The organism is Myxococcus sp. AB036A (genome assembly GCF_006547355.1).
Taxonomy (GTDB): domain Bacteria; phylum Myxococcota; class Myxococcia; order Myxococcales; family Myxococcaceae; genus Myxococcus; species Myxococcus virescens.
Map to the genome: position 1 here is coordinate 1 of NZ_VHLC01000142.1, position 18,649 is coordinate 18,649.

The following is an 18,649-nucleotide window of genomic DNA, read 5'->3' on the forward strand; positions in this document are numbered from 1 at the left end:
CCCCTCCGCTCACCGTCCCCCTGCTCCCATGCCTGTCCGAGCTGCGACGGGTCAACCTGGCCCGCCTTTCCGCGAAAGGCCCTACCAAACGCCTTCCGCTTCAGCGCTGCCGTCAGACAACCGGCACCGCACAGGTAGGCGCCCCGTCCTGGCAGCCGCCTCTTCCTGTCCACCTCGATGGCGCCTCCGGGCCCTATCACGAATCGGGTCAGTTCCGCCTGTAGTCGCCGCGAACCGCATCCGACGCACGTCCGGACCGGACCTGACCCCACGTTCTGAACTTCCGGCTTGGGCCGGCCAGCCGGGCGCCGCACGTCCCCTCCCTTGCTCGCTTAGCTTACGGCGACTTGGTGGCTTCTGCGCCACCCTCAAGTGCCACCGTCATGGCGCCGCGCTCGGCATTCAGCTCCGCGCGCAGCTTGGCTTCCTCCACCAGATAGTTTTCCGCCGCGCTCTTCAGCTGACGGGCCTTCTTGATACCCACACCCGGAACATCACCCAGCTTCGCCAGATCCTTCTCATTGGCGATGTCCTCCACCGAGCGGTACCCCGCGAGGATGAGCTGCTCGATGGTCTTCTCACCGACGCCACGCACGCGCGCCATGCGCTCGGGCTGGCTGAGTTCGTCCGGATGCCGCCGAGCCTCCGCGATGCGGGCCTGCTCTCTTTCATAATCCATGCGCGACAGTTCCGCCTGATCCTCGACCATCCGGGTCCGGGCGGCTTCCTGCATGGAGGGGATGCGGGCCGGGTCGATGCCGGGCAGCTGCGCCAGCAACTCCGCGTTGGCCTCGGCGATGTCCCGGGCCTGACGGAAGCCGTGCGCGTAGAGCGTCTCCACCAGCATCTCGTTGACGCCGGGCAGCGAGCCCAGGGAGCGGTTGGCGAACTCGCGCAGCTCCCGGACCCGGCTCTCGCTGTTGATGTCGAGCTTCCAGCCGGTCAGCTGGGCGGCCAGGCGGACGTTCTGACCGCGACGGCCAATGGCCAGGCTGAGCTGGTCGTCCGGGACGATGAGCTCCATGGCGTGGTTGGCCTCGTCGATGATGACGCGGCTGACCTCCGCCGGGGCCAGCGCCGAGCACACGAAGCGGGCCGGATCCTCGTCGAACGGGACGATGTCGATCTTCTCGCCGCGCAGCTCCTGCACCACCGCCTGAACACGGCTGCCCTTCATACCGACGCAGGCGCCCACCGGGTCCACGTCCGAGTCCCGGCTGGACACGGCAATCTTCGCTCGGCCGCCCGGCTCACGCGCCGCCGCCTCGATGACGACGATGCCTTCGGCGATTTCCGGCACCTCCATCTCGAACAGCTTGGTGAGCAGGTTGACGGACGCGCGGCTGAGGACAATCTGGGGGCCCTTGGACTCACGGAGCACGTCCAGCACGTAGGCCTGGACGCGGTCGCCGGGGCGGTACGTCTCACGCGGGACCTGCTCGCGCACCGGCAGCACGGCCTCGGCGCGGCCCAGGTCCACGATGATGTTGCCGCGCTCGAACCGGCGGGCGATGCCGGTGACGATTTCGTTCTTCCGGTCGCGGTACTCGTTGAAGACGTTCTCCCGCTCCGCGTCGCGCGTGCGCTGCAGGATGACCTGCTTGGCCGTCTGCGCGGCGATGCGGCCGAAGCCGCGGCGGAAGGTCTTCAGGCGGAGGATGTCACCGTACTGGTCGTCCTGGGCCTTGGCCTCGGCGGCGTCCTCGTCCCGGTAGAAGATCTGGAACACGAGCTCGTCGCCCGGCTCCACTTCCATGCCCTTCTTGTGGGCCTCGACCAGGGAGATCTGATTCACCGCCTGGACCGGGTCGACAATCTCCTCGACCACGGTGATGGCCTGGAACAGCTCCACGACGCCCTTGTCCGGGTCGTACTTCGCCTCGAGCTCGCGGTCCTGGCCAAAGTGCTTCTTGGCCGCGGTCTTCATCGCGTCTTCGAGCGTGGCAATCAGCACAGCCCGGTCGATGCCCTTGTCCTTGGCGACCTGGTCCAGGACGAGGTTGAGGTTGACACTCGGGTTGGCTTGCGGCGTGGGCATGGTCTTCTCCTAAAAGGGTCCACGGGCGCCCTCGCGCGGAGGGGCACCCTGTATGTCGACGTCTAGAACTGGAACTCCAGGTTCGCCTTGGCGATGTCCTTGAAGAGGATGTGGAAGGTTCCGGCCCCTTCCACCTCCACCGAGATTCCGTCGCCTGCCACCTCGGTCAGCGTGCCGGTGAAGTTCTTGCGCGGGGGCTCTCCCACCGGGCCGAACGTCTTCACCTTCACCTTCTGTCCCTTCACCCGCTCGAAGTGCGTCGGCTTCCTCAGCGGACGGTCCACTCCGGGGCTGGAAACCTCCAGGTTGTACTCGTGGGGGATGAAGTCCTCCACGTCGAGCGACGGATCCACCGCGCGCGACACCTGGGTGCATTCGTCCAGCCCTACGCGGCCACCCGGCTTGTCGATGAACAACCGGAGCACCCAGCCCTCGCGCTCCCGGAGGAATTCCAGGTCCACGAGCTCCAGGCCTTCACCCGCGACAATGGGCTCGAGCAGGGCCAAGGCCCGCTCCTCCACCGTCTGCTTGAGGTTCTTCTCCGACATAAGCGGGAAACCAGTCTCCAAAAACACGAAAAGCGGGCACGCGGCCCACTTTTCGAAGTGCTTCATCGAAAAATGTCGGGGGCGTCCGTAGCACACGCCCCGTCGGGGTGTAAAGGAAGGACGCGCCCTCCTGCTCCGGGTGAAACGCGCCCGGCAGGGCGAGGAATTCCCAGGGGTTCCGAGGCCCCACGAGGGTTATAACGCGCCCATGCACCTCATCGCCGCCGCGCAGATGGTGTCCACCGCCGACAAGGCCCACAACCTGGAAGCCGCGACCCGGCTCGTCCGGCGCGCCGCCGCACTGGGTGCCCGGCTGGTGGGCCTCCCCGAGAACTTCTCCTGGATGGGGCCAGAGCCCGAGCGGCAGGACGCCGCCGAGGGACTCGACGGTCCGACGCTGTCCCGGATGGCCAGCCTGGCCCGGGAGCTGAAGGTGACGCTTCTGGCCGGCAGCGTGCTGGAGACGGGCGCGCCGGGTGGGCGCCTCTACAACACCAGCGTCCTCTTCGGCCCCGGCGGCGAGCGGCTGGCCGTGTACCGGAAAATCCACCTCTTCGACGTCGAGGTGGGAGATGGTGCGACCTATCAGGAGTCCGCAGCGGTGGCGCCAGGGACGGACGTCGTCTCCGCGGAGACGGAGGTCGGCCGGCTGGGGTTGTCCGTCTGCTACGACCTGCGATTCCCCGAACTGTACCGGCGGCTGTCCCGCGAAGGCGCCACGCTGCTGGCGGTCCCGGCGGCCTTCACCCTCATGACGGGCAAGGACCACTGGGAGGTGCTCCTGCGGGCCCGCGCCATCGAAAACCAGGCGTACGTGCTGGCGCCCGCGCAGGGAGGACGGCACTCCGCCAACCGCGTCACCTATGGCCACGCCCTGGTGGTGGACCCGTGGGGTCTGGTGACGGCGCGGGCCTCCGAGGGCGAGGGGCTGGCGCTGGCGCCGGTGGACCCGGAGCTGCAAGCACGAATCCGCCGCAACCTCCCCTGCCTGGAGCACCGCCGTTTGGACTAGCGTGCGTGTACCCAGGCCCGCCCCCCTCGGGTCCACCTTCGATAGACTTCGGGTCCCCCGGAACTCCTCTCGTGAACGGACGACGCTGGTCTCCCATGTTGCTTGCGCTCGCGCTTTCGGCCCTCCCCACCGGCTGCACCGCCGATGAGCGTCCGTCCGCGCCCGACGCGGCAACGCCTCCCACGGTGGCCACACACCGCGCACACCTGCGAGCCATGAAGGGCGGCGTCCAAATCAAGCGCGCCACGGCCGACGAGTGGAGCCCCGCCCGGGAAGGCCAGCCGCTCTACGAGAATGACAAGGTCCGCACCGAGGCGGGCGCCGGCACCGACATCGTCTTCGCCGCCAATGGCAGCACGGTGCATCTCACCGGGGACTCGCTCATCAGCATCGCGGAGACGCGCACCCGCCCCGGCCAGCAGCGCACGGACCTCACCGTGTTGCGGGGCCGCATCGACGCGGAGCTGGAGAAGCCCGCCACCCAGTCCCTGTCCGTCACCACGCCGTCCGCCACCATCCAGGCGGGAAGGGAGATTGTCTTCCAATGAAGGCGGCGCTCCTCCTCCTCACATGGCTGGGCACGACGCCCCCGGGCACCGTGGTGGTGGGCCCCAACGAATCCCTGCGCCAGGTGGCCCAGCGCACCCTGGGCGACGCGCGCGCCGCGGGGGAGCTGCGCGCACTCAACGGACTTTCCTCGGACGACGTGGCGGCGGGGACCCGGCTGAAGGTGCCCGGCCACGAGCGCGTGCTGGCGCAGAAAGCCCTGGAAACGGCGCGCACGCTGGTGGCCAGCTCGAAGGATGCGAGCGTCCCCCCTGCGGCCTCCTCCCGGCTGAAGGTCGCGGAGTCCCATTTCCGCGAGGCGCGCTACACGCAGGCGGCCTCGGAGGCCAATGCCGTGGGGAAGCTGGTGGCGGCGGACCGCTCGCCGCAGTCCTCCGCGTTCTCCGTGGAAGTGGGCGACGGCGACAGCACCACCGTCACCGTGAAGCACGGCCCGCCGGTCCGCGTGGAGGCCGAGGGCGTCACCCAGCCCGTCGCCAAGGGTGAATCCATCCGCGTGGAGAAGGGCCATCCGCCCCCCGCGCCCCTTCGGCCGCTGGTGGCTCCCAGCCCCGGGCAACCGGAGGACTCCGCGCGCCTGAAGCGGCGCCCCGACCGGGACGGACACCTGGGCCCGGTGAAGCTGACCTGGGAGGCTGTACGGGGCGCGGAACGTTATGAAGTGGAAGTGTCGCGCGCGCAGGAGCAACGCGCCGTCTTCACCCAGACAGTCACCAGCCTGGAAGCGAAGCTGCCGGTGCTCCCCGCGGGAAGCTACCGGTGGACGGTGCGCGCGGTGGGCCCCGCGGGCCCGTCCGAGCCCAGCGCGCCCCGGCACTTCGAGCTGGTGTCCGAGCGCCTCAAACTCGAAGTGAAGAAGGGCCAGTGGCAGTAACCCCTGGAGGAGCCACGCCGTGCGCCTGTTCAAAGCCATCCTCCTGTTGATGCTGGTGGTGGGCGTCGTCCCCACGCTGATGGTGGGGTGGCTCTCCGTCTCCCATACCCGGGAGCTCCTGGTGCGCGACGCCCAGGAACTGGCACAGGAGCGCGTGAAGCAGCTGCGCCTCAAGGCCGAAATCTTCCTCGGCGAGCCCACCGACGCGGTGCTGGGCCTGGCCCGCGTGCCCGGCTTCTTCGGCCTGCCCTTGGAAGCGCAGCAGACGCACCTGGCCTCGGTGCTCAACCAGCGGCGCGATGTGCTGGCGCTCACCGTGTTCGACGCCAACCGCCAGCGGCTGCCGGGACTCCAGGCCTTCTCCAAGCACGACGTGCCGCCCACCGCGCTGGCCGGACATGAGGAGCGCGCGCGGGCGCTGCTCGAGAACATCGAGGGCGTGCGCTACGCGGACGTGGTGAAGGACCCGCAGGGCAGCGAGCCGGTGCTGACGCTGGCATTCCCCCTGGGCGAGCCCATCCGAGGGTACATCGCAGCGGACCTGTCCCTGGCCGACCTGCGGAAGATGCTGGAGCAGGAGCGCGTGGGCAGCACCGGTTTCGCCTATCTGACGGACCGGCACGGACACCTCGTGGCGGGCGGTGGCGGCGTCGCCGGCCTGGGCGAGGACGTGGCGCAGCGCGGCCCGGTGGCGCACCTGCTGAAGCAGCTGGTGGGCAAGTCGGACATGGAGCTGTTCCACGTCGGCAACTTCGGCGAGGGCCGGGACGCGGTGGTGGCCGCGTACACGGTGCTCCCCGAGACGGGCTGGGCCATCGTCTCCGAGCAACCCGTGGAGCACGCCTACCGTCAGGTGGACACCATGGAGCAGCGCATCCTCCTGGGTCTTGGGGCGGCCATCCTGGTGGCGGTGGTGCTGGCGGCGCTCTTCTCGCGGAACCTCACCCGGCCGCTCAAGGGCTTCATCAGCGGCGCGCTGGAGCTGGCGCACGGCAAGTTCGGCGTCGAGGTGGACATCAAGCAGAAGAACGAGCTGGGCGAGCTGGCGCAGACGTTCAACTACATGAGCAAGCAGCTGCTCGCGTACGACATGGAGAACCGCGGCCTCTACGAGAGCCTGGAGAAGGGCTACCTGGAGACCATCGTCGCGCTGGCGAACTCCATCGATTCGAAGGACGCGTACACCCGCGGCCACAGCCAGCGCGTGGGCGACGTCTCCGTGCAGATTGGCCGGGAGATGCAGCTCACCGAGCGCGAGCTGCGGCAGCTGCAGTACGGCGGCATCCTCCACGACATCGGGAAGATTGGCATCGTGGAGTCCATCCTCTGCAAGCAGACGCGGCTGACGGACCAGGAGATGGACATCATGCGCGAGCACCCCGCCATCGGTGACGCCATCATCGGCCCGGTGAGCTTCCTGGGCGCGGTGCGCGCGTGCGTCCGTCACCACCATGAGCGCTGGGACGGCACCGGCTACCCGGACAAGCTCAAGGGCGAGGACATTCCCCTGCTGGCCCGCATCGTCGCGTGTGCGGACACCTTCGACGCCTGCACCTCCACCCGCCCGTACCAGAAGGCCATGCCGCTGGAGAAGGCGATGGAAATCCTCGACAACCTCAGCGGCGCCCAGTTGGACCCGAAGGTCGTCCAGGCCCTGAAGCAGGTGCTGGCGAAGCAGGGCGTGCGGCTGGAGGGCCACCGGCTGCCCGTGAAGCTCGCCTCCTGACGGCCGAAGGATGGTAGGGAGGGCGCAAGACTGTTGAGACTCTGGAAGGTGAAACGTTGAGCTTCTGGGACCGCATCAAGCCCGCCCCCCAAGTCGTCACCGCGACGGACGCACAGCTGTCCTCGGATGGCGCGCGCCTGGACCTGACGTGGGACGACGGGGTGAAGACGGACGCCACCGCACAGGTGCTGCGCCAGCAGTGCCCCTGCGCCGCGTGCGTGGACGAATGGACGAACAAGCGGACGCTGGACCCGTCGAAGGTCCCCGCCGACCTGCGCATCAAGCAGGTGCAGCCCGTGGGCAACTACGCGCTGGCCTTCAGCTTCAGCGACGGCCACACCACCGGCATCTATCCCTGGAAGCTGCTGCGCGACATCACCCAGCCCGCCGCCTGAGCGCCCCGTGAACGAACGCTACCGGCTCGTTCGTCCGCTGGCCTCTGGAGGCATGGCGGAGCTCTTCCTCGGCGTCGCGCGCGGCGCGGAGGGATTCGAGCGACCGGTGGCCATCAAGCGGGTGCTCCCCCACCTGGCTCGCGAGCCGGACATCGCGCGCATGTTCCTGGCCGAGGCCCGGCTGGCCACGCTGCTGCAACACCAGAACATCGCCACCGTCCATGACGTGGGCCAGGGCCCCGAAGGGCTCTTCCTGGTGATGGAGCTGGTGGACGGGTGGGATTTGGGCGTGCTGCTGCGCTCGGCCGCGCGCCGGGGCGTGCGCTTCCCTCCGCACCTGGCCGCCTTCATCGTCCATCAGGCCCTGGCGGGGCTCGGCCATGCCTACCGGAAGGTGCATGACGGGCGGCCGGTGATGGTGGCCCACCGCGACGTGTCGCCCTCCAACGTGCTGGTGTCTCGCGAGGGCGAGGTGAAGCTGACGGACTTCGGCATCGCGCGGATGGCTGGCCCGGCCCACACCGCGCCCGGCGTCTTCCGAGGGAAGGAGGCGTACACCGCGCCCGAGGTGCTGCAAGGCGCTCCCGCCACCGCCGCGAGCGACCAGTTCTCCCTGGGCATCGTGTTCTACGAGCTGCTCACGGGGCGGCATCCGTTCCACACCGAGAGCGACGCGAGCGCGGTGGCCTACGCCATCCTGACGCGGCCCGTGGAGCCACCGCAGGGCGTGCCCACACCCCTGGCGGGCGCCGTCATGCGAATGCTGGCGAGGGCGCCCCAGGAGCGTTTCCACTCGCCGGAGTCACTGGCCGAAGGCTTTGCCCGGTGGTTGGCCCAGGTCGGCGAGCCCGCGACGTCGCAGACGCTGGCCGCGTTCCTTCGCGGGCTGGGATTGCCGCCGCCCCTGAGTGAACAGGCAACGGCTTCCAGCCCCCCGGCTGACGCGGGTTCGCTGGCGATGGCCGTGCAGACGCCGGCGCCCGCCGAGGCCGCTGCGCCGGAAGAAGCGCCTCTCTCCATGCCGGGTGGCGCGGCGCTCAGTGTCAGTGGGCGGATGGTGCATCGCTGCCCTCGATGCAACCACGTGCTCTCCTCGCCCCGAGCGCGGTGCTCACACTGCGCGATGTGGCCGGATGCTTCGACCGGCGCGGCGGCAACGCCTCGCACGCCCACCGCTCCCGGCGCCTTCGCTCCATCCGCGGGCCTCGAGCTCACCGCGCACCAGACGCTCGCGGAGAGTGTCCCCCAGACGCACGTCACGCCGGGCGCGAAGAGCGTGCTCCAGACCGACGCCGATGCACTGGAGCTGGCGGAGCGGCCGCCCTCGCCAGCGAGCGACTGGCCCGATGAGGCTGCCCTCCTCCGGCGCTCGCGCCTGAAACGGGCGCTGGGGCTGCTGCTCGTGGCGCTCCTGGTGGGCACCGGCATCTGGCTGTGGCCTCAGCGCTCCACCCTGCTCATTCGGGTGATGTCGGCGACGGGGCTCCGTCTGTCGGCCCCGATGCTGCGCATCGACAGCGACCCGCCTGGAGCCACCGTCTGGGTCCGGGACGCGGAGCTGGGGACGACGCCCCTGCTGCTCGAGAACCGCTACCCAGCAGGACGCGTCCCCATCCAGGTCCGGCTCAAAGGCCACCGCACATGGAAGGGGACGTTCTCCGGCGGCGAGGCCGCTCACATCGAGGCGAAGCTGAAGCGCTGAACGCGCCTCACTTCACCAGGCGCAGGTGGCCACGACGCGGCGGCGGCTCGTCCGGCGGTCCGTCCGCGGGCGGAACATCGGCGGGCGGCTCATCGCGCCGCTCGCCCTGCACTTCCCGGAGGAAGGTGCGCGGGCGCTCCGCGGCCACCGGCACGGGAGCGACGGGCAGGGGCTGCGCCGGACGTGACGCGGCCGTCTGCTGGAGCAACTCCGGCGGCATGTCCTCCGGGTACATCCAGAACTCCTTCGTCACGTGGCTGGCGATGGCGAACAACGCCGACCACGGCACCGCGATGGTGAAGCGCGAGCCGGAGAAGCTCAGCGTGGAGCGCACGCCCCACTCGCCCACTGTGAGGTCCGGTGGGTCGAACCGGTACGAGAGATTGAGGCGCAGGTGCGCCTCCGTCTTGACGGAGGCTGGGACGAGCACGCCCGGACGACGCGCGTCCAGGTGAATCATCACCATGCCCTGGTCGAGCGCGGCCAGCAGCCGCTCCTTCTTGTCGAGAACCTTCTTGTCGTCCATCGGTGTACGGCGAAAGAACTTCGGGCGCCCCTCTCAACGTCGGCGCATCGCCCGGTCCATCTCCCGCTTCGTCTCCCGCTCCTTGATGTCGTGGCGCCGGTCCTCATGCGTCTTGCCCCGGCAGAGCCCCAGCTCCACCTTGGCACGGCCGTTCCTGAAGTACAGCACAAGCGGGATGATCGAATAACCCCGCTCACGCACCTTCGCCGTCCAACGGTCGATTTCTCCTCGGTGCATCAACAACTTGCGCCCCCGAGTGGGAAGGTGGTCGAAGAAGCTCGCCGCCTTGTAGGAGCCGATGTTCGCGTTGAGCAGGAAGAGCTCGTCCCCCTTGGGGAGCGCGTAGGCGTCCGACAGATTGGCGATTCCGTCTCGCAGAGACTTCACCTCGCTTCCCGTGAGCGCCAGCCCGGCCTCCACCTTTTCGTCGACCGTGTAGTCGAAACGCGCACGACGGTTTTCCGCGATGACCCTCACGCCGGGCTCACGGCCCACTCCCTTTGGCTTCCCTCCGGATGTCATACGCGTCCCGCGTTCTCCTCACCACCCAACTGCATGTTGTCGATGAGGCGCGTCGTGCCACTGAAGGCCGCGACGAGCAACCGGGCAGGCTGCCCAGGCGCCACCGAAGCCAGAGGCGTCAGCCGTTCCGCATCCACCAGTTCCACGTAGTCTTCCCGGAGCCCCGCCGCTTCCAATTCGCGCCGGACGGCCGCCACCAGGGGCTCCGACTCCCGCGTGCCCTCGCGCAGCAGCGCCTGGGCGGCCTTGAGCCCCCGGGACAGGGCCAGCGCCCGCTGCCGCTCCTCGGGGGACAAGTAGGCATTGCGGCTGCTCATCGCCAGGCCGTCCGGCTCGCGCACCGTCGGCATTCCGACGATGTCCACGCCCAGGTGCAGGTCCTGGTTGAGCGCCCGGATGACCTGGAGCTGCTGGTAGTCCTTCTCCCCGAAGAGCGCCACCTCCGGGCGGAACAGCGTCAGCAGCTTCGTGACGACGGTGGCCACCCCGCGGAAGTGCCCCGGACGCCGGGCCCCGCACAGGCCCTGGCTGACGTCCGTCACCTCCACGTACGTCTGGTAGCCCTGCGGGTACATCACCTCCGGGACCGCGGGCGCGAAGATGGCCTGCGCGCCCGCGCTGATGCACTTGGCGACGTCACCCTCGAAGTCGCGGGGGTAGCGGGACAAGTCCTCCTTCGGCCCGAACTGCGTGGGGTTCACGAAGATGGACACGGCCACCACGTCCGCGCGGCGCCGCCCCTCGCGAATGAGCGAGAGGTGACCTTCATGCAGGAAGCCCATGGTGGGCACCAGCGCGAGCCGGTGCCCCTCCCGGCGCAGCCCCGCCGTCCAGTCCTTCACGTCCGCAATGGTTTTCAGGACGGCGGGAGCCATGACTAGGCGGGTCTCCCGTAGACGGGGCCCAGCTTGTCGCCAGCCTCGGCGGGCGCGGACGGCTCCACCCGGGCCGCCGGGGCCGGAGCCCCCGGCGCCAGCCGGATGTTCTTGGTCGCCTTGAAGGAGTGCTCCTCGTCCGGGAACGCGCCCTTGCGGACCTCCGCGAAGAACGCGCCCGCGGCCTCGGTAATCGAGCCGTGGAGGTTGGCGTAGCGCTTCACGAACTTCGGCTTGAAGTCCGGGTTCATGCCCAGCAGGTCGTAGCAGACGAGCACTTGGCCATCACAGTCCACGCCGGCGCCAATGCCGATGGTGGGGATGGACAGGCGCTGCGTCACGGTGTGCGCCAGGTCCATGGGCACGCCTTCCAGCACCAGCGCGTAGGCCCCGGCCTGCTCCAGCGCCAGCGCGTCGTCCAGAATCTGCCGCGCCTGGTCCTCGCCGCGGCCCTGGACGACGTAGCCGCCCATCTTGTGGACGGACTGCGGCGTCAGCCCCAGGTGTCCCATGACGGGGATGCTCGCGCGGACGATGGCCCGCACCGTGTCCGCGAACTCAGCGCCGCCCTCCAGCTTGATGCTGCCCGCGCCGCCTTCCGCCACCAGCCGGCCCGCATTGCGGACCGCTTCCTGGTTCGACACCTGGTAGCTCATGAACGGCAGGTCGGCCACGACGTGCGCCCGGCGCGCGCCACGGGCCACGGCGGCCGTGTGGTAGACCATCTGGTCCATCGTCACCGGCAGCGTGGAGTCATGCCCCTGGATGACCATGCCCAGCGAGTCGCCTATCAGCAGCACATCCGCACCTGCCTCTTCGAGGATGTGGGCGAACGTGGCGTCGTAAGCGGTGACCATGCAGATCTTCTGACCGATCTGCTTGAAGCGCTTCAGCGTGTGGATGGTGACCTTGTCCTTCACGGTTCACCTCCTATGGCTACGGGTTGAACGGCCTGACGGGCCCATTCGCGCCTCGCCGTCCCCACCGGGGATCGCCGGGAGCCCTGGGCCCGCCACCGCACTCTAACGCCCCCGCGCCCGCCGTGGGGGCATTGAAGGCGGACGTCCCACCAGGAGCCTGACTTTCAGCCCCGGCGGGAAGCCTTTGGAACGTAATGCTGCGTGCCCGGCTTCGCCTTCCGGATGGTGGCAAGCAGGTCTTCCCTGTCTGCCTCGACATTCACGAAGTCGATGTCCGAGGTATCCACGACGAGGAGCGGGGTGTCCGTGTAGTGGAAGAAGAAGTTGTTGTAGGAGTGGACGAGCCCCTCCAGGTACGTGGGGTCGAACTTGCGCTCGAACTCCCGGCCGCGCTTCTTGATGCGGTGCAGGAGCACGTCCAGTCGGGCCTGGAGATAGATGACCAGGTCCGGCTTGGCCACGCGAGGCCCCAGCGCCTCGAAGACGCGCTCGTAGAGGGCCAGCTCGTGCGCGTCCAGGTTGAGGTGCGCGAAGATGCGGTCCTTGGCGAACAGGTAGTCGCTGACCGTCATCGAGCTGAAGAGGTCCTGCTGGAACAGCTCCTGCTGCTGACGGAAGCGCGACAGCAGGAAGAAGATCTGCGTCTGGAACGCGAACTTCTGCCGGTCCGTGTAGAAGCTGGAAAGGAAGGGGTTCTCCTCCACCACTTCGAGGATGCGCCGTCCCGCCAGACGCTCCGCGAGGATGTTGGAGAGGCTCGTCTTGCCCACGCCAATGGGCCCTTCCACCACGATATACCGGTAGTCCATCCGCCCGAGGCCTCCCGCCCGCGGAATGCGCTTTGAGACCGCGCGCGCGAGACATCGCGCGAAGGCGCGGCCACGCACGCGGGCGGATAACACAACACGGCCGCTGGAATCCGGCAATTTTCCACGGCGTCCCGCGTCCCTTGACGCTCCGAGACGCATCTCCTACGGTCCGCGCGACTTCTTGGCGTGTGCGCGGGGTGGTCTCCGGACATGAGCGGCAGACAGCGGGCGAAGACAGTGGTGCGGCTGGAAGAGGCCCGCCAGAGCACGCCCACCCAGCGAGCGCCCACACCTCCCGTGGAGCCGGATCCGCTCTATGGCGTGGTGTTGCTCAAGACGGCCATGGAGCTGAAGCGCCGACAGGATGGCACCGTGGAGGACATCCTCCGCGGCGTGCTCGCCCGGATGCGCATCCCCGAAGCCGAGTTCTTCGCCTACCTGGAGCAGCAAGGCGGCCTGCTCCAGGCACTGGGCATGCGCGGACGCTAGCGGCGCCCTACTCCGCGGACGCTGGCGGGGCCGCCGTCACGGGGCCGAGCGCGCGCTCGATGGCGGCGAACTCCTCGGGCGCCAGCGTCTCCGCGCGGCGCTGCGGATCCACCCCCGCGGCCTCCAGGGCGGCGATGAGCGTCTCCGTCGTCCCCAGCGTCGGGTCCGACTTGATGGAGTTGATGAGCGTCTTGCGCCGGTGCGCGAAGGACGCCTTCACCACGCGGGTGAAGCGGGCCTCGTCGATGATGGGCGCGCGCGGCGACTTGCGGCGGGTGAGCCGCAGCACCGCGGAGTCCACCTTCGGGGGCGGATGGAAGCGCCACGCCTCCAGCGTGAGGACGTTCTCCGCGTCGTAGTGCATGCCCAGCAGCACCGTCAGCAGGCCGTAGTCCCGGTTGCCGGGCTCCGCGGCGAGCCGCTCCACCACTTCCTTCTGGAGCGTGAAGACCGCGCGCGAGACATGGGCCCGCTGCTCCAGCACTCGGAAGAGAATGGGGCTGGTGAGGTGGTACGGGAGGTTTCCCGCCACCGCGACGTCGGGCGCGCCAGCCACCTGGGCGAAGTCCACCGTGGCCGCGTTGCCGGACACCACGCGCACGCCGGGGATGGCCTCCTTCTCCAGCACCATCACCATGTCCCGGTCCCGCTCCACGGCGGTGACGCGGGCCCCGGTGGCGGCCAGGAAGCGCGTGAGGTGGCCCAGGCCCGGGCCCAGCTCCACCACCGGCTCATCGGCGCGCAGGTTCAGCGCGTCGGCGATGGCCTCCAGCGCGTCCTCGTCTCCGAGGAAGTTCTGTCCCCAGCTGTACTTGGCGCGCAGGCCATGCCGCTTGAGGATGTCTCTAGGCGATTCCACCCGTCTGCTCCCCTCTACATGCGCCAGGCCGGGTCGGCGGCGAGGCGGAAATCTCCGCGCAGGCCGCGGCGGTACGCCTCATACCCCGCCACCGCAATCATGGCGCCATTGTCCGTGCACAGCCGCACCGGGGGCAGGAACATGTTCAACCCCCGCTCCTCGGCCCGCGCCTGACACAGGGCCCGCAGCCGCGAGTTCGCGGCGACGCCGCCGCACAGCACCAGCTGCTTGTGGCCCAACCGGCGCGCGGCGGCCACCAGCTTCTTCGACAGCACGTCCGCCACGGCCTCCTGAAAGGACGCGCACAAATCCGCCAGCGCCTGCCCCTGCGGCACGCCGTGCTTCTGCACGTGGTGCAGCACCGCCGTCTTCAGCCCGGAGAAGGACACGTCGAAGTTGTCGCCCGGCAGCGCGCGCGGGAAGCGGATGGCCTCCGGGTTCCCCTGCTGCGCCAACTGGTCGATGGGCTGCCCGCCCGGATACGGCAGGCCGAGGATGCGAGCCGTCTTGTCATACGCCTCGCCGGCCGCGTCGTCGCGCGTGCTGCCCACCAGCCGGTACTGCCCGTAGGCCTGCACCTCGTAGAGGCTGGTGTGCCCGCCGGAGACGACGAGCCCGAGGAACGGCGGCTCCGGCGCAACCTCCAACAGCCGGATGGCCAGCAGGTGGCCCTCCAGGTGGTTGGCGCCCACGAAGGGCTTGCCCGTCGCCAGGCTCAGGCCCTTGGCCACCTGCACGCCCACCAGCAACGCGCCAATGAGGCCGGGGCCGGACGTGACGGCGATGAGGTCCACGTCGTCGAGCGTCTTGTTCGCCCGCGTCAGCGCCTCGTGGACGACGGGCAGCACCTGGACGATGTGGTTGCGGCTGGCCAGCTCCGGCACCACCCCACCCCACCGCCGGTGGATGTCCACCTGCGTGGAGACGACATCCGACAACGCGCGGCGGCCGTCCTCCACGACGGCGGCGGCAGTCTCATCACACGAGGTTTCCAGTCCTAGGACGAGCAAGGCGGCTCACTTCTCAGGGGGCCAATGAAGGAAGTGGGGCCGCCCCCGCTCAGTTGCCCAGCCCCCTGAGCAACGTGCGGACCTCTTCGGCGGAAGACCCCGTCGGTTCCAGCAACAAGTACTGCTTGTAGGCGTCGGCCGCCTGGGAATTCTTGCCGGTGAACTGTAGCGCCATGCCCAGCGACAGCCAGGCACGGGCGTTGGAGTCCTCTTCCTTGACGACCTCCTGCAACAGCTTGGCCGCCTCGCGGTAGGCCCCGTCCGTGGTGAAGCCGTTCACCAGCGCGATGCCCAGGCCCGCCTTCGCCTCCGTGGCCGTCGGCTTGAGCGCCAGCGCCTTGCGATAGCTTCCCGCCGCCGACCGGAACCGCTGACTGACGATGGCCGCCCTCGCCTGCTTCACCAGCGTGGCGAACTCGACCTCCGGATCCACGGCGGGCGCAGACAGAGTGGTGGTCTCGGTGGGGGTCGCCTCGGGCGGCTTCGGCGCCTCGGCAATGGCCGTGCCCGCATCCGGTGTAGCGGCGGGCGGCTCCGGCGGAGCCTCGGGGGCCTTGGCCGTGGTCTCTTCGAGCGGTGGCGCCTTCTCCGGAGGTGGCGTCGGCCTGGCGTCGTCGTTCACGGGCGCCTGCGTCTCCACCACGGGAGGCTTCGACGGAGGCGTCTCCGAGGGACCGCTGCCCGTCCCCGCGACAACGGCCGCGACCGCGCCGATGAGGACCACCGCCGCGCCGATGATGAGCCCGGTGCGATTGGAACGCCCCGCGTTGGCCACGGCTGCGTCACTGGAGTGAGTGGCCGCCGGCTTCCTTTCGGCCGACTGCACGGAAGAAGTGGGCGTCGCGGGCGCAACCGGGGCGGCATCCGCTGACTTCACGGACGTGACGACTCCCGCATCCGTGGGCTTCGCGGAAGCGTCCGGGGCGACCTCCCCGGGTGTCGCGGGCGCGGTGGCGGCCGGCACCGGGGATTCGAGAGACGGTTCGACCGTGCTGGCCAGTGGCGCGCTGGGCGTGGGCGGCTCAGCGGACAGTTCGGGCACGCCGTGGCCTGAATCGGGCGGCAGCGCGAGCTGGGGCGTGGCGGGGACCTCTTCGGCCACGTACTCCGCATCGACCTGCACTGACGGGATGGGCGGCGTCACGTAGCCGCTGCCACTCACCAGCGTCACCTCGGATGACGGCGGTGCCGGCGTCGGAGGGGGCACGGGCGGGAACGGATTGGGTGCCACGGCCGCGCCACCGAAGATGGGCGCACGCGGCGAGGGCGTGGGCTCGAAGGCGGGCGCGCTCGCGGCGAAGGCGGAGGAGGCGGCGCCATGGGCCCGCGGCGTATGCGACCAGCCAGAGCCCGGCCCCCACGTGGTGGGCGCGCTGATGCCCTCGGTGTCCACCCGGCTCCAGTCCAGCAGCAGGCTGCGGCGCGCGTGCTCCACGGCGCGATGGGCCGGCGGCGGCTCGACCAGGAACGCCGAAGCCTCCTGCGCGGGGACCTCTGGGACTGGCTCGGTCACCGGAACTTCCGGCGTGTACTCAGGCGTGTCCGAGCGCTTGGGCCGCGCGTGGAAGACGACCACGTTGGCGGGCTGCGCGGGCGCGGCGGGCGACGGCGCGGCCGGCTCGTCCTCCACGCCCGCGGGAGGCGCGAGCACGCTCTGCGGCATGGGCCGCGGAGAAGGCTCCGGCGCGGCGGCCACGGGCTCGGGGGCCGCTTCGGGAACGGCGGCTTCGGGAACGGGCTGCGGCGGGCTCTCCGGCGCGGGAGGCGCGGGCTCCACGGTCGCGCTGGCGGGCGGCGCCGTGTTGAGCCACTGCTCGATGCCAGGCTTGCTGCTCTGCACCGGCTCCAGTGGCGCGTTGCCCAGCTCGCGGATGAGGCCCTCGAAGTACAGCTTGCTGATGATGCCCAGCGCGGCCAGGTCCTCGAAGTCCGAGTCCTCCACCACGCGGCTCAACGCGCGCTTGCCGTCGAAGAGCCGCAGGAGCCCGTTCACCTCGTCCGGAATCTCCGACAGGCGGTCGGCGAGCTGGTGGTAGTCAATCTCGAACACCGTCTCGAGCGGCGGCAGCTGCTCGAGCATGCGGCCCCACTCGTCGAGGCGGCGCATGCCCTCCATCAGCAGGCCCTGCGTGGAGATTTCGATGCGCTCCGGACGGTCCAGCGCGCTGAACTGCACCTCGAACTGGCCCTCGAAGGTGTTCAGCATCCGGTAGAAGGCGTTCTCGCCCTTGAGCCGTCCCAGCTCCGCGTCGATGACGCGTCCGTCCTTGAAGTAGACGGTGCCGGTGCGCTCGCCCTGGATGTTGATGAGGCCCGTCTTGCGGCCAATCTCGAACGTCTGGACCAGGTCCACCACGCCCATGTCGGCGAGGCTGCCGGCGAAACCGCCCTTCGTCGTCTCCCGCTTCTCGATCCTCTCCTTCTCCGCCTTCTGGAGGATCATCTTCACGCGGGTGACGATCTCTTTGATGTAGATCGGCTTGGTCAGGTAGTCGTCACCGCCAAGCTCCAGGCCGCGCACCTTGAACTCGACCGACTTCTGACTCGTCAGGAAGACGAACGGGATGAACTTGAAGCGCTCGTCGGACTTGAGCGTCTTGCACAGCTCGAAGCCGTCCATCTCCGGCATCTTCGTGTCCGCGAGCACGAGGTCCGGAGGGCTGATCTGGACCTTCTCGAGCGCATCCTTGCCGTGAATGGCCGTCGTCACGGAGAAGCCAGCCTTCTTCAGGCTGACCTCCATGACCCGGAGGCTCTTCGCGTCACCATCGACCAGGAGCAGGTGCTGCTTGGCCACGTTCCATGCCTTTCGTCACTGCAGACGGCCCAGGGAGCCTGACGCGGGAGCATCCTGCCCGCTTTCCAGGCATGTCAATGGCTGGGGCCGGTGGGGAACCTGACTGGCCTCCTGCTGGACAGGCGGCTCGAGTCAGATGCGGGGGAGAGTCAAATCGGGCCGGGCTGAAGCACCCGTACCCACTGTGAGGCCTGCCGCTTCAGCGGAAGAAGCCTCCCTTCTTCGGAGGGTTCTTCTTGCGCATGTCGATGAGTCGCAGCTCCTGGTTCGCCTCCAGGTGCTTGGGGTTGGCGCGCACGGCCTCGCGGAAGCAACGCTCCGCGCGGTCCATGTCGCCTTCGACCCGGGCGATGACGCCGAGCTGGTAGTGCGCCCGATCACAATTCGGGTCGGCGCGCACCGCGTCCGCCATCATCTGCTTGGCCTTGGCCATGTCCGCCTTGCGCGCCGGGTCCATGTAGATGGCCCAGGCCCGAGCAGCCAGATACAGGGGCTTGGGCTCCAGCGCGTGGGCGCGGTCGTAGTGGTCGGAGGCCGTGGTGAAGTCGCGCTTGCGGAAGAAGACCTCGCCCATCTTGTAGAGGTCGTCGGCGTTGCTGTCGGCGCGGCCCTGCGGGCGGAGTACCGGAGCGGTCGGCGCGGACGCGGGCGGCTTGGGCAGGGTCTGCTGGGCCTGGAGGTTCTGCTGGTACGTCTTGCGCCGGGTGTCGTCGTAGAGGACCTCGTAGGCCTCCCGGATGGCTTCGAACACGGCGGTGATCTTCGGCGCCATGTGGGGCAGCGACGGCGGCAGGCGGTCCGGATGGAAGATCTTGGCCAGGTTGAGGAAGGCGGTCTTCACCTGGTCGCGCGAGGCGTCCTGCGAAACGCCGAGCACGTAGAAGTGGTCTCGCTTGGCCTGGACGTCCGCGAAGCGCTGCTCGAGCTGCTGGGCCAGGCGGGCCTCGTCAGGCCGGGGAGGCTCGGAGGCCGCGGGGGCC

At 69.4% G+C, this 18,649-nt stretch carries 19 protein-coding genes; 7 read left to right on the top strand and 12 right to left on the bottom strand.

Annotated features, from left to right (window positions below):
- From FL344_RS35120 to rimP, 3 genes are all read right to left on the bottom strand, one after another.
- Nucleotides 1-314 (bottom strand): YlxR family RNase P modulator (locus tag FL344_RS35120; RefSeq protein ID WP_141621605.1); only part of this gene is annotated, 314 nt, incomplete at its 3' end.
- A 23-nt stretch (nucleotides 315-337) separates the two neighbouring features.
- Nucleotides 338-2,038, bottom strand: coding sequence for a transcription termination factor NusA (gene nusA / locus FL344_RS35125; protein WP_141594219.1), 1,701 nt, complete (start codon nucleotides 2,036-2,038; stop codon nucleotides 338-340).
- A 62-nt stretch (nucleotides 2,039-2,100) separates the two neighbouring features.
- Nucleotides 2,101-2,586 carry a ribosome maturation factor RimP gene (gene rimP, locus FL344_RS35130; RefSeq protein ID WP_141594220.1) on the bottom strand — a complete coding sequence of 162 codons (486 nt, stop codon included), beginning with the start codon at nucleotides 2,584-2,586 and terminating at the stop codon, nucleotides 2,101-2,103.
- Nucleotides 2,587-2,794: 208 nt separating this feature from the next.
- Between rimP and FL344_RS35135 the strand changes: the two genes are divergently transcribed.
- From FL344_RS35135 to FL344_RS35160, 6 genes are all read left to right on the top strand, one after another.
- Entirely contained in the window at nucleotides 2,795-3,598 is an 804-nt protein-coding gene (locus tag FL344_RS35135; protein ID WP_141621606.1) for a carbon-nitrogen hydrolase family protein, read from the top strand.
- A 95-nt stretch (nucleotides 3,599-3,693) separates the two neighbouring features.
- Nucleotides 3,694-4,146 (top strand): FecR domain-containing protein, encoded by a 453-nt coding sequence (locus tag FL344_RS35140; RefSeq protein ID WP_194858681.1) that lies wholly within the window; start codon nucleotides 3,694-3,696, stop codon nucleotides 4,144-4,146.
- Nucleotides 4,143-5,039, top strand: coding sequence for a LysM peptidoglycan-binding domain-containing protein (locus tag FL344_RS35145; RefSeq protein WP_141594223.1), 897 nt, complete (start codon nucleotides 4,143-4,145; stop codon nucleotides 5,037-5,039). The genes FL344_RS35140 and FL344_RS35145 overlap by 4 nt, the downstream gene beginning before the upstream one ends.
- A 19-nt stretch (nucleotides 5,040-5,058) precedes the next feature.
- Complete coding sequence (locus FL344_RS35150) at nucleotides 5,059-6,765, top strand: HD domain-containing phosphohydrolase (protein ID WP_141594224.1); 1,707 nt, start codon at nucleotides 5,059-5,061, stop codon at nucleotides 6,763-6,765.
- Between the two features lie 56 nt (nucleotides 6,766-6,821).
- Nucleotides 6,822-7,160 (top strand): DUF971 domain-containing protein, encoded by a 339-nt coding sequence (locus FL344_RS35155; RefSeq protein WP_141594225.1) that lies wholly within the window; start codon nucleotides 6,822-6,824, stop codon nucleotides 7,158-7,160.
- A gap of 7 nt (nucleotides 7,161-7,167) precedes the next feature.
- The gene (locus FL344_RS35160) at nucleotides 7,168-8,862 is read left to right on the top strand and encodes a serine/threonine-protein kinase (RefSeq protein ID WP_141621607.1); all 1,695 of its coding nucleotides are present in this window, start codon (nucleotides 7,168-7,170) and stop codon (nucleotides 8,860-8,862) included.
- A gap of 7 nt (nucleotides 8,863-8,869) precedes the next feature.
- On the opposite strand, the gene FL344_RS35165 is transcribed toward FL344_RS35160, so the two are convergent.
- The 5 genes from FL344_RS35165 to FL344_RS35185 form a co-directional block, all read right to left on the bottom strand.
- Nucleotides 8,870-9,388, bottom strand: coding sequence for a ClpXP protease specificity-enhancing factor SspB (locus FL344_RS35165; RefSeq protein WP_011552142.1), 519 nt, complete (start codon nucleotides 9,386-9,388; stop codon nucleotides 8,870-8,872).
- 33 nt (nucleotides 9,389-9,421) lie between these two features.
- Complete coding sequence (smpB, locus tag FL344_RS35170) at nucleotides 9,422-9,910, bottom strand: SsrA-binding protein SmpB (RefSeq protein WP_141594227.1); 489 nt, start codon at nucleotides 9,908-9,910, stop codon at nucleotides 9,422-9,424.
- A complete protein-coding gene (gene panC, locus FL344_RS35175; protein ID WP_141621608.1) occupies nucleotides 9,907-10,785 on the bottom strand; it encodes a pantoate--beta-alanine ligase in 879 nt (292 codons plus the stop codon). The genes smpB and panC overlap by 4 nt, the downstream gene beginning before the upstream one ends.
- Nucleotides 10,786-10,787: 2 nt before the next feature.
- A complete protein-coding gene (panB, locus tag FL344_RS35180; RefSeq protein ID WP_141594229.1) occupies nucleotides 10,788-11,705 on the bottom strand; it encodes a 3-methyl-2-oxobutanoate hydroxymethyltransferase in 918 nt (305 codons plus the stop codon).
- 164 nt (nucleotides 11,706-11,869) lie between these two features.
- A complete protein-coding gene (locus FL344_RS35185) occupies nucleotides 11,870-12,514 on the bottom strand; it encodes a deoxynucleoside kinase (protein ID WP_011552138.1) in 645 nt (214 codons plus the stop codon).
- Nucleotides 12,515-12,724: 210 nt separating this feature from the next.
- Between FL344_RS35185 and FL344_RS35190 the strand changes: the two genes are divergently transcribed.
- The gene (locus FL344_RS35190; protein ID WP_026114296.1) at nucleotides 12,725-13,003 is read left to right on the top strand and encodes a hypothetical protein; all 279 of its coding nucleotides are present in this window, start codon (nucleotides 12,725-12,727) and stop codon (nucleotides 13,001-13,003) included.
- Nucleotides 13,004-13,010: 7 nt separating this feature from the next.
- On the opposite strand, the gene rsmA is transcribed toward FL344_RS35190, so the two are convergent.
- The 4 genes from rsmA to FL344_RS35210 all read right to left on the bottom strand — a co-directional run.
- Entirely contained in the window at nucleotides 13,011-13,862 is an 852-nt protein-coding gene (gene rsmA, locus FL344_RS35195; protein WP_141621609.1) for a 16S rRNA (adenine(1518)-N(6)/adenine(1519)-N(6))-dimethyltransferase RsmA, read from the bottom strand.
- Nucleotides 13,863-13,876: 14 nt separating this feature from the next.
- Nucleotides 13,877-14,872 (bottom strand): tRNA (adenosine(37)-N6)-threonylcarbamoyltransferase complex transferase subunit TsaD, encoded by a 996-nt coding sequence (tsaD, locus tag FL344_RS35200; protein ID WP_011552135.1) that lies wholly within the window; start codon nucleotides 14,870-14,872, stop codon nucleotides 13,877-13,879.
- Nucleotides 14,873-14,921: 49 nt separating this feature from the next.
- Nucleotides 14,922-17,669, bottom strand: a complete 2,748-nt coding sequence (locus FL344_RS35205) for a DUF4388 domain-containing protein (protein ID WP_141621610.1) — start codon at nucleotides 17,667-17,669, stop codon at nucleotides 14,922-14,924.
- Nucleotides 17,670-17,868: 199 nt separating this feature from the next.
- Nucleotides 17,869-18,649: DnaJ domain-containing protein (locus FL344_RS35210; RefSeq protein ID WP_141621611.1), on the bottom strand; the 781-nt coding region annotated here is incomplete at its 5' end.